The organism is Kitasatospora sp. NPDC001159 (assembly GCF_053598235.1).
Map to the genome: position 1 here is coordinate 86,071 of NZ_JBSFJV010000016.1, position 13,935 is coordinate 100,005.

At 69.2% G+C, this 13,935-nt stretch carries 12 protein-coding genes and 2 pseudogenes; 10 read left to right on the plus strand and 4 right to left on the minus strand.

Annotated elements, in window-relative coordinates:
• Positions 1-26 precede the first annotated feature (26 nt).
• Positions 27-406: pseudogene (locus ACWC9T_RS11260) on the minus strand (alpha-hydroxy-acid oxidizing protein); the annotation flags it as partial.
• Between the two features lie 72 nt (positions 407-478).
• Positions 479-1,588 carry a 4-hydroxyphenylpyruvate dioxygenase gene (gene hppD, locus ACWC9T_RS11265; protein WP_449820794.1) on the minus strand — a complete coding sequence of 370 codons (1,110 nt, stop codon included), beginning with the start codon at positions 1,586-1,588 and terminating at the stop codon, positions 479-481.
• A 154-nt stretch (positions 1,589-1,742) separates the two neighbouring features.
• Here hppD and ACWC9T_RS11270 point away from each other — a divergent pair.
• The 9 genes and pseudogenes from ACWC9T_RS11270 to ACWC9T_RS11310 form a co-directional block, all read left to right on the plus strand.
• Positions 1,743-1,976: pseudogene (locus ACWC9T_RS11270) on the plus strand (NAD(P)-binding domain-containing protein); the annotation flags it as partial.
• Positions 1,957-2,250: a hypothetical protein gene (locus tag ACWC9T_RS11275; RefSeq protein WP_449820795.1), complete on the plus strand. Its 294-nt coding sequence runs from the start codon at positions 1,957-1,959 to the stop codon at positions 2,248-2,250. The pseudogene ACWC9T_RS11270 and the gene ACWC9T_RS11275, both read left to right, overlap by 20 nt.
• A gap of 159 nt (positions 2,251-2,409) precedes the next feature.
• Positions 2,410-3,738, plus strand: coding sequence for an aminotransferase-like domain-containing protein (locus ACWC9T_RS11280; RefSeq protein ID WP_449820796.1), 1,329 nt, complete (start codon positions 2,410-2,412; stop codon positions 3,736-3,738).
• A 159-nt stretch (positions 3,739-3,897) separates the two neighbouring features.
• Positions 3,898-5,007, plus strand: a complete 1,110-nt coding sequence (dpgA, locus tag ACWC9T_RS11285) for a 3,5-dihydroxyphenylacetyl-CoA synthase DpgA (protein WP_449820817.1) — start codon at positions 3,898-3,900, stop codon at positions 5,005-5,007.
• A gap of 11 nt (positions 5,008-5,018) precedes the next feature.
• Complete coding sequence (gene dpgB / locus ACWC9T_RS11290; protein ID WP_449820797.1) at positions 5,019-5,696, plus strand: enoyl-CoA-hydratase DpgB; 678 nt, start codon at positions 5,019-5,021, stop codon at positions 5,694-5,696.
• Positions 5,693-7,009, plus strand: coding sequence for a (3,5-dihydroxyphenyl)acetyl-CoA 1,2-dioxygenase DpgC (gene dpgC / locus ACWC9T_RS11295; protein ID WP_449820798.1), 1,317 nt, complete (start codon positions 5,693-5,695; stop codon positions 7,007-7,009). The genes dpgB and dpgC overlap by 4 nt, the downstream gene beginning before the upstream one ends.
• Entirely contained in the window at positions 7,006-7,809 is an 804-nt protein-coding gene (gene dpgD, locus ACWC9T_RS11300; protein ID WP_449820799.1) for an enoyl-CoA-hydratase DpgD, read from the plus strand. The genes dpgC and dpgD overlap by 4 nt, the downstream gene beginning before the upstream one ends.
• A gap of 617 nt (positions 7,810-8,426) precedes the next feature.
• Entirely contained in the window at positions 8,427-9,767 is a 1,341-nt protein-coding gene (locus tag ACWC9T_RS11305; protein ID WP_449820800.1) for a GH1 family beta-glucosidase, read from the plus strand.
• A gap of 260 nt (positions 9,768-10,027) precedes the next feature.
• Positions 10,028-10,798, plus strand: coding sequence for a hypothetical protein (locus ACWC9T_RS11310; protein ID WP_449820801.1), 771 nt, complete (start codon positions 10,028-10,030; stop codon positions 10,796-10,798).
• 230 nt (positions 10,799-11,028) lie between these two features.
• On the opposite strand, the gene ACWC9T_RS11315 is transcribed toward ACWC9T_RS11310, so the two are convergent.
• Positions 11,029-11,394 carry a hypothetical protein gene (locus ACWC9T_RS11315; RefSeq protein ID WP_449820802.1) on the minus strand — a complete coding sequence of 122 codons (366 nt, stop codon included), beginning with the start codon at positions 11,392-11,394 and terminating at the stop codon, positions 11,029-11,031.
• A gap of 364 nt (positions 11,395-11,758) precedes the next feature.
• Here ACWC9T_RS11315 and ACWC9T_RS11320 point away from each other — a divergent pair, with 364 nt between their 5' ends.
• Entirely contained in the window at positions 11,759-12,280 is a 522-nt protein-coding gene (locus ACWC9T_RS11320; protein WP_449820803.1) for an HAD domain-containing protein, read from the plus strand.
• A 22-nt stretch (positions 12,281-12,302) separates the two neighbouring features.
• Here the strand turns inward: ACWC9T_RS11320 and ACWC9T_RS11325 are convergent, their stop codons facing one another.
• Positions 12,303-13,880, minus strand: coding sequence for an ISL3 family transposase (locus ACWC9T_RS11325; protein WP_449820804.1), 1,578 nt, complete (start codon positions 13,878-13,880; stop codon positions 12,303-12,305).
• Positions 13,881-13,935 lie beyond the last annotated feature (55 nt).

The window sequence follows — 13,935 nt, forward strand, 5'->3', positions numbered from 1 at the left end:
AGGACACCGGACGCCCCGAGAGCGAGCGCCCTGAGTACGTCGGTGCCGCTGCGGATGCCGCTGTCCAGCAGCACGTCGCAGCCGTCCCCCACGGCCGCCGCCTCCTCCGGTAATGCATCGACGCCGGGTACGGCGCCGTCGAGCTGGCGGCCACCGTGATTGGAGACCACGACCGCGTCGATCCCGAGCTCGGCCGCCCGCAGGCGTCCTCGGCCGCCAGCACACCCTTGAGTAGCAGCGGAAGCCGGGCCTGCTTCCGCAGGGCCGCCAGCGACGACCACGTCGTCGCAGAGGGGAGGAACTCGCCGGTGTGGACGGCCACCGAGGAGGTGTTACGCGGTCCAGCGCGCTGCGGTTGGCATCGAGCGTGGTCTCGGCGCCGCTTCCTCCGGCCACGAAGTCCCATACGTCGGCGGGCAGGGCCGAGGCGGCGGCGCGTTCGAAGTCGGCCAAGCAATGGGCCTGGTCGACCGCCACCTCATCGCCATAGCCCACGCTGCCCCGTCCTTTCCAGCTCCACGGCCTCGTAGAGCGCCCTGATGTTGGCGCTACCGAAGGTTTCGGCGCCCTGGCGCTCGATGACCTCGAAGAACAGCGTGTGTCGGAGGTGGGCCGACGCAGTGAAGATCTGGAAGAGCCGGCCGCCGTGGTCCTCGTCGGCGAGCACGTTCGTCGCCCGAAGGGCCTCCACCTTGGACTCGCTCAGGTCGATCCGCTCGCCCAGCAGGTCGTAGTAGGCCGAGGGAGTGGTGAGGAAGGCAACGCCCCGGGCGGCCAGGGCCCGTACCGAACGGACCGCGTCCGGCGAGGAGAAGGCCAGGTGCTGGACGCCGGACCCTTGGTGGGCCTTGAGGAACTCGTCGATCTGTCCCGGGTCCGCCGAGGGGTCGGGCTGGATGAGCGTCAGGGTCACCGAGCCCGACGGGCTCTGCACCACCGTGGACTCCATGGCCTGCCTGCCGACGACGATGCGCTCCTCGAAGATGCGCTGGAACCCGAGGGCCGTCAGGTAGTAGTCGACCGTGGGGTCGAGATCGCCGGTGTTCAGGCACACCGCGATGTGATCGATGTCGAGCAGTTCCACGTCGGTCGGGTCATCGCCGGTCTGCGGCGTCGGAGAGAGACCGGCGGGCAGTCCCGGCCCCGCCCCGGGAGCGCGCTGGACGAGTGTGTGGACGACGTCCCCGAAGCCGCCGAGGACAGCCGTCATGGTCGGCCCGTCGCCCGGGTGCGGGGTCGGCGGGCAGCGGACGCGGGCACCGTTCGCGACCGCTGCGTCAAAGGCCGCGGTCACGTCCGCGGTGCGCAGCGCGATGTCGGCGACACCGTCTCCGTGGGAGGCGACGTAGGCCGAGGCCGCATGATCGTCCGACGTCGCCTCAGTGAGTACCAGGGTGATCCGTCCGTGGCGCAGCGCGACGCTCCGGTGGTCGGCGAAGTCGCCGGAGCCGACCAGAGTGAAGGCGTATGTGTCGACCCACGTGAGTGCAGCCGTCTCCAGGTGTTCCACGTACATCTCTACGTAGTCGACCGAGAGATCCGCCAGCGGGTCCGTGTGCTCTGCTAATTCGCTCATGACTGTATCCATATCAGGAGGAGAAGGGCAGGGTTCTGCGAACTGTAATAGCTGCCCCCGCGGGAAAAAAGCAGAGGACTGCTGGACGGATGGACTCCCGGTCCGCCGGGTACTGCCGGTCGGAATTCTGGTTATGGCCGGTGGCCTTTCGAACGGGTGATGTCTCATGATTCGCACCATGGCCGTCATCGGCACAGGTCTGATCGGTACCTCGGTCGCGCTCGCGGCAAGTCGGCAGGGAGTACTGGTACATCTGTCCGACCGGAACCGCTCCGCGGCCAGGACGGCCGCTGCGCTCGGTGCGGGACTGACCCGGACTCCGCCGGAGCAGGTGGACCTGGCCGTGCTTGCAGTACCGCCGAGCCAGGTCGGAACGGTGCTTGCGGGGGTGGCAGCGCGGTGCGTGTGACCGTACCGGACCGTCCCGGGAACTGCCGCGGCTGCTGGGCGCCAGCGCGGACTTCGGCGTCGATTCCGAGGACGCCGCCGTCGACGCCGACGAGGCCGGCGCGCTCACCGTGGGGTTCACCGTCCGGCCGGGCGCCGCCGACCGGATCGTGGCTTCGCTCAGGGCCGGCGGATGGGAAGCGGTACGGCCGGACAGCACCGGACCGTACTTCACGGAAATGGTGCGAAAAGGAGACGGCATTCCGCCGGAAGCCGTGTCCAAGTGAGCATTTATGCCGGTTGGACGGCGGTTGTCGAACGCATCCCCGTGTGTGATCCTGTATCGGCAGACCCCGACACTCATTGAATTATTTCGCGTGGGGGAACCTATGGCTGGACGCGGCGCGCACGAATATGCACATCATGCGCATGAAGGACTCGTCTCCATGCCGTCGGATTTCCTGGCGACGGCCGAACCGGTGGCATTGCGGAAGGCGGACCTGCACGGCAGCGTCTCCGATCCGGTCCTGGACACGATGAACTTCCTCAACGAGGTCACGCTTCGCTATCCCGACGCGATTTCCTTTGCGCCCGGTCGTCCCTATGACGGGTTCTTCGAGACCGAGCAGATCTTCTCGTACGTCCGCCGGTATCTGGAGCACCTCGTCGAGGAGGGCGGTTCACCGCAGCAGATCCGCACCGCCATGTACCAGTACGGTCCCACGGCCGGTCAGATCCGCGAGGTCATCGCTGACTCGCTCCGCGCCGACGAGAACATCGACGTCCCCCCCGAGTCCATCGTGGTGACCGTCGGCGCCCAGGAGGCCATGCTGCTGGTGCTGCGTGCCCTGATCAGCGGCCCCGACGACGTACTGCTCGTCTCCAGCCCCTGCTATGTGGGGATCACCGGCGCGGCCCGCCTGCTGGACATCGCGCTGACTCCGGTCGTGGAGCGGGAGGACGGGTTCTCCTGTGCCGACCTGGAGGCGGCGATCCAGGACGAGCGGGCTCGTGGGCGCCGTCCCCGTGCCTTCTACGTGGTGCCCGACCACGCTAATCCGTCGGGGAACACGATGGGGCCGCAGGCCCGCGCCGAACTCCTGGAACTCGCAGCGCGTCACGGCATCCTCATCCTGGAGGACAGCCCCTACCGGATGGTCAGCCCCGGCCCCCCGCTGCCGACCCTGAAGTCCCTGGACCGGGCCCGCACGGTCGTTCACCTGGGCTCCTTCTCCAAGACGATTTTTCCCGGCGCCCGAGTCGGCTTCGCCGTCGCCGACCAGTTGGTCGTGGACCAGGCCGGCCTGATCAGCCTCCTCGCGGACGAACTCGCCAAGATCAAGAGCATGGTGACGGTGAACACCTCGTCGCTGAGCCAGGCCGCCGTGGCGGGCGCGCTGCTCGCCGCGCAGGGCCGGATCTCCGAGCTGAACGCCAGGGCGGGCGAGTACTACGGCGACGCCATGCAGTGCACGCTCCGGCACCTGGACGCACGTCTTCCGGCGGACCGGCGAGCGGCTCTGGGGGTGCGCTGGAACGAACCGACCGGCGGCTTCTTCCTGACCGTTCAGGTCCCGTTCCGGGCGGACGGCGCCGCACTCACCCGGTCCGCAGAGGACTTCGGCGTCATCTGGACGCCGATGGAGCACTTCTACCCGGGAGAGGGCGGACACCACGGCATCCGGCTCTCCACCAGCTATCTGACACCCGCTGAGATCAACGAGGGGACCGCCAGGCTCGCGCGCTTCATCGAGGCGGAGAGCGCGATGTCATGACGACCAGGAATTGACGAACCATCGCAACTCATCAGGAAAGGTAATGAACATGACCGAAGACGCCGTCATTCACAAGCCGCGCAGTAAGCCGCGCATGTGGGGGTGGACGTTCCGGTGACCGTCAACGTCGACCATCCGGTAGTACTCGACGCCCCTGTCCTGGGGACGGAGGTACTGTCCGCACAGAACTCCGCCCTCACAACTCTCCCACGGCCCCGCATCGTCGGCGTGGGCACGGCCGTGACCCGTACGTCCTACTCCCAGCAGGAAGTGCTCGACGCCTTCGGGATCACCGACCCCAAAGTCCGCTCCGTCTTCCTCAACAGCGCCATCGAGCGACGCAACCTCGTCCTGCCGCCCGAGGACAGCGACGACGGCCGGGTCTCGGAGTCCCAGGGCGACCTGCTCGACAAGCACAAGCAGCTGGCGATCGAGATGGGTGCCGCGGCCCTGCACGCCTGTCTGAAGCGGTGCGGTGCCGAACTCTCGGATCTGCGTCACCTGTGCTGCGTGACGTCCACCGGTTTCCTCACCCCTGGACTCAGTGCGCTGCTGATACGGGAACTGGGCGTCGACCGCCACTGCAGCCGCAGCGACATCGTCGGCATGGGCTGCAACGCGGGACTCAACGCCCTCAACGTGGTGGCGGGCTGGTCCGCCGCCCATCCCGGGGAACTCGCCGTGGTGCTGTGTGCGGAGGCGTGCTCGGCCGCGTACACGATGGACTCGACGATGCGGACCGCGGTCGTGAACAGCCTGTTCGGCGACGGCGCGGCGGCCGTCGCGCTGCTCGCGGACCCCAGCGGCGCCACGACGGCCGCTTCCGAGGGCCCGGCCGTTCTGAAGTTCGCCAGCTGCATCATCCCCGAGGCGATCGACGCCATGCGCTACGACTGGGACCGCACGCAGGACAGGTTCAGCTTCTTCCTGGACCCGCAGATCCCCTACGTGGTGGGCGCGCACGCCGAGATCGTCGTCGACCGCCTGCTGTCGGGCACGGGTCTGCGCTACAGCGACATCGGACACTGGGTGGTGCACTCCGGCGGCAAGAAGGTGATCGACGCCGTCGTCGTCAACCTCGGACTCACTCGCCACGATGTCCGGCACACCATCGGTGTGCTGCGCGACCACGGCAATGTCTCCAGCGGTTCGTTCCTTTTCTCGTACGAACGGCTCCTCGAAGAGGGCATCGCACGACCGGGAGAGTATGGAGTGTTCGTGACCATGGGACCGGGCTCGACGATCGAAACGGCGCTGGTCCAGTGGTGAGGCCGCAGAGCGTGGACGATGCGCTGAACCTGACGATCGACGGGACGGAGCCGCCGTCGGCCGCCTCCGTCAAGGCACTCGCGGCCATCTGCGACCGGGCCGAGGACCTGGCCCGCTACCACGGCGGGGCCGGCATGGTCACCGTGCACGTCGCCGGAGCCCCCGAGGGGGCCTGGACCAGCGGGCTGGACGTCATGCTGGTCACCAAGTGGGAACGGGTCCTGCGCCGGCTGGAACGGCTCCCCATGGCCACGGTCGCGGTGGCCTCGGGTGATTGCGGCGGGTCGGCCCTGGACGCGCTGCTGGCCACCGACATCCGCGTGGCTGCCCCCGGTACCAGGCTGTTGGTCCCGCGCGACGGCTCCGCGACCTGGCCCGGGATGGCCGGCCACCGGCTCGTCCAGCAGGTCGGCCTCGGCAGGATCCGCCGGGCGGTGCTGTTCGGCCTGCCCCTCAGCGCTGCCGATGCGGTGCGGCTGGGAATCGTCGACGAACTGGCCGACGATCCGGCGGCCGCGGTGGAGGCCGCGGCGGAACTGGTCGCCGGTCTGGCCGGCAAGGAGGTGGCGATCCGACGCCAGCTCCTGTTCGACGCCACGACGACGAGCTTCGAGGACGCCCTCGGCGCCCACCTGGCCGCCTGCGACCGCGCCCTGCGCGGGGAGGACGCAGCCGAGGGGCCGCTATGACGACCGGCCTGCCACCCGGAGAGGATCCCGACGGCGTCTGGCCGGCTCTGACCGAGGCCGCCGCGCAAGTGGAGAAGCTGCTGGCCGCACTTCCGGAGGCCGGCGCGCGCTCACCCGCCCAGCGAGCCGGGATCGCCGCCGCCCACGACGCTGCCCGTGCGCTGCGCGTCCGCTTCCTGGACACCCACGCCGACGCCGTCTACGACCGGCTCACGGAGCACCGCGGCATTCACCTGCGGCTCGCGGAGCTCGTCGAAGCCGCTGCCGCCGTCTTCCCCGGGCTGGTCCCCACCCGGCAGCAGCTCGCCGCGGAGCGGTCCCTGCCTCAGGCCGCCAAGGAGGGCCACGAGATCGACCAGGGCATCTTCCTGCGAGCGGTGCTGCGGTCGCCCGTCGCCGGCCCGCATCTGCTGGACGCCATGCTCCGCCCGACCACGCGCGCCCTGGAGCTGCTTCCGGACTTCCTGCGCACCGGTGAGGTGGAGATGGAAGCCGTCCACCTGGAACGCCGGGACGGAGTGGCGCGGCTGACCATGTGCCGCGACGACTGCCTGAACGCCGAGGACGGCCAGCAGGTCGACGACATGGAAACCGCCGTCGACCTCGCCCTGCTCGATCCGGCCGTCCGGGTGGGGCTGCTGCGCGGCGGGGAGATGAGCCATCCCCGCTACCGGGGAAAACGGGTGTTCAGCGCCGGAATCAACCTCAAGTACCTGAGCTCCGGTGGCATTTCACTGGTCGACTTCCTGCTGCGCCGGGAACTCGGCTACATCCACAAGCTCGTCCGGGGCGTGCTGGCCGACGACGGCCGACCCGGCTCGTGGCACTCACCCCGGATCGACAAACCGTGGGTTGCCGCAGTGGACGGCTTCGCGATCGGCGGCGGAGCCCAGCTGCTGCTGGTCTTCGACCGCGTACTCGCCTCCTCCGATGCCTACTTCAGCCTGCCCGCGGCGAAGGAGGGCATCATCCCCGGAGCAGCGAACCTGCGGCTCGGCCGGTTCGCCGGGCCGCGCCTGTCCCGGCAGCTCATCCTTGAGGGCCGGCGGATCTGGGCGAAGGAACCCGAGGCGCGGCTGCTGGTCGACGAGGTCGTGGAGCCGGACGAGCTGGACGCCGCCATCGAGCGGAGCCTGGCGCGACTCGACGGGGACGCCGTGCTCGCCAACCGGCGGATGCTGCACCTCGCCGAGGAGTCACCGCACGGGTTCCGCGCGTACATGGCGGAGTTCGCCCTCCAGCAGGCTCTGCGGCTCTACAGCCAGGACGTGATCGACAAGGTCGGCCGATTCGAAGGGCGGGCCTCCGTATGACCAGCGACCGCAAGCGGGTGCGCTACGAGAAGGAGAACCACGTCGCCCGTGTCACGCTCGACCGCCCCGACGTGCTCAACGCGATGGATCTGCGCATGCATGAGGAGCTCGCCGAGATCTGGGACGACGTCGAGGCCGACGACGACATCAGGGTCGCCGTGCTGACCGGAGCGGGTGAACGCGCCTTCTCCGTGGGCCAGGACCTCAAGGAGCGGGCCCATCTCGACCGGCAGGGCGTCCCTCCGACGACCTTCGGCAGCCGTGGGCAGCCGGGCTGGCCCCGGCTCACCGACCGCTTCACGCTGTCCAAACCGGTGCTCGCACGGGTCCACGGTCACGCCCTGGGCGGTGGTTTCGAACTCGCCCTGGCCTGCGACCTGATCATCGCCTCGGACCAGGCGGTCTTCGCCCTGCCCGAGGCCCGGCTCGGTCTCGTGCCCGGTGCGGGCGGTGCCTTCCGGCTGGCCAGGCAGCTGCCGGAGAAGATCGCCATGGGCTACCTGCTCACCGGCCGTCGGCTGAGCGCCACGACAGCCATGCACTACGGGCTCGTCAACGAGGTCGTACCGGCCGACCGGTTGGACGCCTGCGTCCAGCAGTGGACCGACGACCTGGTCCGCAGCGCCCCGCTCTCGGTCCGGGCCATCAAGGAAGCCGCTACGAAATCCGTCGACATGCCCCTTGCGCAGGCGTTCACCGCCGAGTACCGCTGGGAGGAACGCCGCAGGCACAGCAGCGACGCGGTCGAAGGAGTCCGGGCCTTCGCGGACAAGCGCGACCCCGTCTGGACCGGTCGCTGAGCCGAGTGCGGAGCGGGGTCCGTCGTCCGAATGCGGGTACGAATCACGACAATGGGAGCAAAGAGAGAGGCGTTGAAGGTCGCGAGGAATCTGAGCCGTTGTGGGCGGCGGCGGGCCGGGTGGTTCAACGCCGGCCGCTCTGGTCGCGACGCGGGGCCACCGGTGCCGGTGAGACGACCGTCCGTAAGGGCGTGTTCGAGCTCGAAGCCGGGGGTGCGCCACTGCCGAGGAGGCGGGAGCGAACGACTCAGATTCGGTCGACCAGTGGCAATACGCCATCTGCATTGGCGACCTGGGTGCAAACGTGGCGGTCACGGCGGCTGAGCGGGAGGTGGCGGCGTGGACGCGCGCCACCTCCAGCGGGCTCGGCGCGGTGGGCGTCGCGATGCCGCTCACGGGCAGGTGCGCAAGCTCGTCGCGCCGCAGGTACCGGTGCACCGGGAGGGGTCGAGGGCGGCGGCGGTGAGCGTCTCCAGCAGGGGTGCGGGCACGTGCGAGGAGGCGCTGGCGTACCAGCGGCGCTGCGGCGGTCCCGTCCGCGGAGACGGGTCTCCTCTGGCGTTTCGGCGTGACGTCAGTAACATGAGCTCTCCTCACATTTTCGTCAGGAGGCTGCCATGCCGGATCGTTTCGACCTGCCGGCGGGGTTTCGCTGGGGTGTCGCCACCGCGGCCTACCAGATCGAGGGGGCGGTGGACGAGGACGGTCGTGGCCTCTCCGTCTGGGACGTCTTCGCCGCCCGGCCCGGAGCCGTCCGGGACGGGCACACGGGCGCGGTGGCCTGCGACCACTACCACCGCTACCCCGAGGACATCGCGCTGATGAAGGACCTCGGACTGGACGGCTACCGCTTCTCCATCGCCTGGCCCCGCGTCCTGCCCACTGGCGCGGGCGCGGTCAATCCCGCTGGTCTCGCCTTCTACGACCGCCTGGTCGACGCCCTGCTGGAATCGGGTATCACCCCGCTACCCACCCTCTTCCACTGGGACCTCCCGCAGGCCCTGGAGGACAACGGCGGCTGGCTCAACCGCGACACCGCGTACCGCTTCGCCGAGTACGCCGCGATCGTCGCCGACCGCCTCGGCGACCGCGTCCCGGAGTGGATCACCCTCAACGAGCCCTTCGTCCACACCGTCTTCGGCTACGCCCTCGGCATCCATGCCCCCGGCCGCACCCTGATGTTCGACGCCCTCCCGGCCGCCCACCACCAGCTCCTCGCTCACGGCCTCACCGCCTCGCTGCTCCACGAGCGCGGCCTGCGGGTGATGCTCTCCAACAACCTCACCCTGGTGTGGCCGGCTTCCGACTCCGCCGAGGATGCGGCCGCCGCCGAGGCCTACGACGCCCTCCACAACCGCCTGTTCACCGACCCCGTCCTCCTCGGCCGCTACCCCGACCTCTCGGCCCTCGGCGTCCCCGACGACATCTACGGCGCCGTCCACCCCGGCGACACCGACCTCATCCACGCCCCCGGCCTCGACGGCCTCGGCCTCAACTTCTACAACCCCACCCGCGTCGCCGCCCCCACCGACCCCGGCCTGCCCTTCGGCCTGGTCGACATCCCCGACGTGCCCCACACCGCCTTCGGCTGGCCCGTCGTCCCCGACGCCCTCCGCCAACTTCTCCTCAATCTCCAGGAGTTGTACGGCAAGGCCCTCCCGCCCATCACCATCACCGAGAACGGCTGCTCCGTCACCGAATCCACCACCCCTGACCAACCCCGCATCGACTACCTGGCCACCCACCTCGACGCCCTCGCCCGAGCCATCGCCGGGGGCGTCGACGTCCGCGGCTACTACACGTGGTCACTGATTGATAACCTAGAGTGGTCGGAAGGGTTCAATCAAAGATTCGGTCTCGTCCACGTCGACTTCGAGACCCAGAAGCGCACGCCCAAGGCGTCGTACGCGTGGTACCGCGATCTGATCGCCACCCACCGGTCCCGGCACGGGAGGTAGGCGGACGGTCTACCCGGACGAGGCGCGGCAGATTGGCACCACTGACCGAACCGGCATGGTCGCCAGCCGTTCGACGTGGCACGACGGTAGGCGGAGACTCCGGCCGGGCCAAACAGCCACTCCCATCAGGTCCGATGTCACTCGTGATCACGGCCGGGAACGAGCAGGAACCGCTCACCTCGTCCGCCCGTCATCTCCAGGGGGGTTGCCACAGACTCGACGCCCCTATAGCTCTTCACCACCGAGGCCCGAGGAGATCCATGGTCGACACCGTCAGCTCACTGGCCACCCGTCTTCACGAAGTGCTGGTGGAGTTCCTGACCAAGGGACCCGCCGTGGCGGGGACCAGGGGCCTCCACGACCTCGTCGCGCGTGCCACGGCGCTCGGCCCCGACGGTGCGTGGCTCGCCGCTTCGGGCCGCGCGAGCCTCGGTGGGCTGGCGTGCGCGCAGGGGCAGGCGGAACTGGCCATCCTCCACCTCGAGGCCGCGGTGTCAGGGGGCTTCAATGACTGCGTGGCGCTCCACATGGCTCTCATGCTCCCGCTGCACCAAGACCCCCGCTTCCGGGCCCTGTACGAGCGGATGCGTATCACCCAGGCCGACCTCGACGAGTTCTTCTGGCTGCACCGGGAGATGCAGATCATGGTGAGGGAGGCCCAGGACGCGAGCGTCGACAACATCGGCCGCCTCGACACCGGGGTGTCGCTGCTCCCGCAGGCCCCCATGCCGACCCGCGAACCGAACACCCTCGGCGTCCTGATCACCCGCATCGATCTCGCCGCGACCCAGACCGCTCTCCAACAGGCTGCCGTGAAGGCGGAGTTCCAGCGCAGCTCCGGCAACACCAGCCTCAGTCTCATCGACGACTCGTGGGACTACCCCCGTGCCATGCGCGACGCCTGGCACGCCGACGAGCTGGAAACCCGGCGCCGGCAGGCTGCCGAGGCCCGGGCCTTCGTGGAACGCCCCGGCGCCGGAACCACGCTCATCCCCTGCCCGCCGCTGGGCTCGATCAGCTACCCGGCCTGAGGAGGGCCGGCTTGGCGCGGTGGCTGGTGCGGCTTCCTGGCCGGTTTCCCTCCGCCATTTCGCGCGCCTGCCCCCTGCCCGCGCGCGCCTGCCGCGGCCCACACCTGCAATCACCACCGCGGACACACCGCACTCGCCGTGTGAATCCGGGTCGGGTTTCGCCGAGATCGGTGAGAACCAGCTACGGACACCATGACGCCCTCATCGGCCAGCGGCGCGGTGGCAGATACTCAGGCTCCGGTCAGCCAGGCTTCTTCGATACCGCCGAGAACAAACCCGTTCTCGAAGCGCACCCTGTACCTGATCTGAGCGCCAGCTCCGGCGTCGAACGCTCCCGGCCCGATGACCCGCTGACGGAGGTCCTCGACCAAGTCGGCCGCGAAGCCCTGGAGTCGGCTGTCGCGGATTTGCTGATCGAAGCTCGCGAGCATGTCCTGGGATACGCCGCCGGCTTCCATTGCCGAGCCCGTGACGATGCCCGCCAAGCCCCCGGCCAGGAACAGCGGACCGGGGAAGCCGATCCCGGCCGCCGTGCCGTCTGCGGTGACCTGCACATCCCTGGTCAGCCTCACCTTCGCGCCGATCTCGTACGGCATGGGCGGTACCCCCTCGTTCGATCTTGGCCGTGACTGGGGCAAGCGTAATCGGGGTGCCATGGAAGGAAAGGGTGTTCGGCAAGATCAGGAGCCCCACGACCTGCCAGGCAGGGCACAGGGCGTCGGTCCTCCCCAACTGTCCTGACAAGCGCGATGATTCCGGATGAAGAACTGGGTTCTGGGTAGAATGACAGCCTGTTCGACGGGCCGAGGGCTATCACCAGCGCTTCGGCTGTCGACGGTCACGTAATTCGGCTCTGGCGAGGATCTTGTGATCTCGGCTGGACCAGCAGGCGGCAGTGGTTGGTTGCAGGACTTTCGTTATCGGGGCGGGCTCGTTGGGATGAGTCGCTATCGTGCTGCCGTGACTGGCTCTGTGCAGCGTCCGCTGCTGTTTCTCGATGTCGACGGACCACTCATTCCGTTCGGCGCGGCACCCGAGCAGTATCCGACCTATCCGACAGGTCTTGAACCGCTTGATGGCGACGCGAATCCGCTCCTGACGAGGATCAATCCCGCGCACGGGCCGCGGCTGGCGGCGCTGCCGTGCGAGGTGGTCTGGGCCACGACGTGGATGGCTGATGCGAACGAGTGCATCGCGCCCCGCATTGGTCTGCCACAGTTGGCCGTGGTGACCTGGCCGGAGCCGTCCGACATCGATGACCAGGACGAGCGGAACGGATTGCACTGGAAGACCCGCGCCCTAGTCGATTGGGCGGCGGGGCGCCCGTTCGCCTGGGTCGACGACGAGGTCACCGACACCGATCGGGCCTGGGTCGCCGCCCACCACCGGGGACAGGCCCTGCTCCATCGTGTCGATCCCCGCCATGGTCTGACCGAAGGCGACTATGCGGCTCTCAACTCGTGGCTGCGACAGCTCTTCTGACACTCGGCCGGAGCGAGTGAAGTCAGGACGCGAGAAGGACCCGTTTGCGCAGGAGATCCAGGTTGGCGCGACCGTAGCCCTCCCGTTTGAGGAGCTTGATTCGCGTGACGTGGCCCGCGACCTGGCCCGAACTCCAGGAACTGGACAGGCCGACGACGACGGCATCCTGGTCCCGGCGAAAGCCAGCGACCAGCGAGTGCAGGGCCGGGAGGTCGTCGGCGAGGACGCGGTCCATCCAGTCGACCAGCAGGTCGCCGCGTCGGTCATGCAGCATGGCGGCGAAGTCGCGGACATGTCGGGCCGCGGCGTCCAGGTGCGGGCAGGCGGCCCGGATCTCCTTGAGCTCTTGGGCGTCGCCGGCTGGGAGCCGGTCCGGGTCTGTCGTGATCCAGCGGACCACGCGGCGGGGCCGCGGGGCGGGACGGGGTACCACGGGCAGTCCGTCGTGCTTCGCCTGTCGCAGGTAGCGGCGGACGGTTTGGATGTCCCCTGGGAAGCCGAGTTCTTGGACTTCGCGGTAGAGGCGGGGGATGTCGTGACAGCCCTCGTTCCAGCGTTGGTGCAGGTGGGGCTTGTACTCGTCGAGGATGGACTGCCGGTTGGCCGCCTTGACCAGCAGTTCGTCGATGCCGGTGGCGCGGGCGAATCGGCGTACGGTGGAGTGGTCCAGCCGCAGTTCCCGGCCGATCGCCGTCAGGGACTTGCCCTCGGCGATCCGTTCCTGCACCGCCGCGTAGCGTTCCTTGGTGCGGGCGACCAGGCGCCGCGGACGACCTAGGCAGTCGCGCATCCCATCCGGAGGGTCGAAGAGCTGCGGGGCATCGGCCGCCGTGCCCGAATCGGCGGCCGGACTTACCGCGAACGCGGACCGGATGCAGCCGTGGTGCGAGCCGACCGTCTTCTCCACCGCCTCGGCGACGTTCCGCCACAGGTGCCACCCGTCAGCGACCTGGATGGCCTGCGGGGCACCAGTCCTGGCGCCTTCGGCGTAGGCGCCGGCCCGGTCCCGACAGATGATCTCCACCTCCGGATGCTCGGCCAACCAGGCAGCCAGCGGTTCGGCCTCCCTTCCCGGCAGGATGTCGACCGGCCGGCGGGCCTCCAGGTCCACCAGCACGGTGGCGTACGAGTCGCCCTTGCGCAGCGCGAAGTCGTCCACGCCCAGCACCCGCACGGGGGCTTCGGGAGGATCGGGCACGGCGCGAAGCAACAGCAGCAGGGTGTCCTTCGCGGCGCGCATGCCCAGCATCGCGGCCAGGCGGGCGCCGGGCCGTCCGGCGAGCGTGCACGCGATGGACAGCAGGACCGATCGCAGCAGCGGGGTCTTGCGGGCATGCGGAGTCGTAAGCCCCTCGACCTGCTCGGCGAACGTCACCGCGGTGCAGGTGCTGTTCAGGCAGCGGAAACGGCGTACCAGCAGCTCGACGACCACGGCCCTGCCACCGATCGCCGCATCCGCCAGTCGCCGGACGTACCGTCCATGCACCCGTCCCGACGGGCTGGAGCAGTGCGGGCATATCGCCTTGGCCGGCCGCGCGTGGGCGTGCAGGACGATCTGTGCCGTCGACTGCTGGACGAACTCGACTACGACACCGGCCAAATAGGGAAGAAACGTCTCAAGGTTCCGCGAATCACACGCCTGACATCTTGTCAGG

Bases quoted from the DNA above. Each gene is read 5' to 3' on its own strand.
- hppD (WP_449820794.1), bottom strand. From the start codon at position 1,588: ATGGATACAGTCATGAGCGAATTAGCAGAGCACACGGACCCGCTGGCG.
- ACWC9T_RS11280 (WP_449820796.1), top strand. From the start codon at position 2,410: ATGCCGTCGGATTTCCTGGCGACGGCCGAACCGGTGGCATTGCGGAAG.
- dpgC (WP_449820798.1), top strand. From the start codon at position 5,693: ATGACGACCGGCCTGCCACCCGGAGAGGATCCCGACGGCGTCTGGCCG.
- dpgD (WP_449820799.1), top strand. From the start codon at position 7,006: ATGACCAGCGACCGCAAGCGGGTGCGCTACGAGAAGGAGAACCACGTC.
- ACWC9T_RS11305 (WP_449820800.1), top strand. From the start codon at position 8,427: ATGCCGGATCGTTTCGACCTGCCGGCGGGGTTTCGCTGGGGTGTCGCC.
- ACWC9T_RS11310 (WP_449820801.1), top strand. From the start codon at position 10,028: ATGGTCGACACCGTCAGCTCACTGGCCACCCGTCTTCACGAAGTGCTG.
- ACWC9T_RS11315 (WP_449820802.1), bottom strand. From the start codon at position 11,394: ATGCCGTACGAGATCGGCGCGAAGGTGAGGCTGACCAGGGATGTGCAG.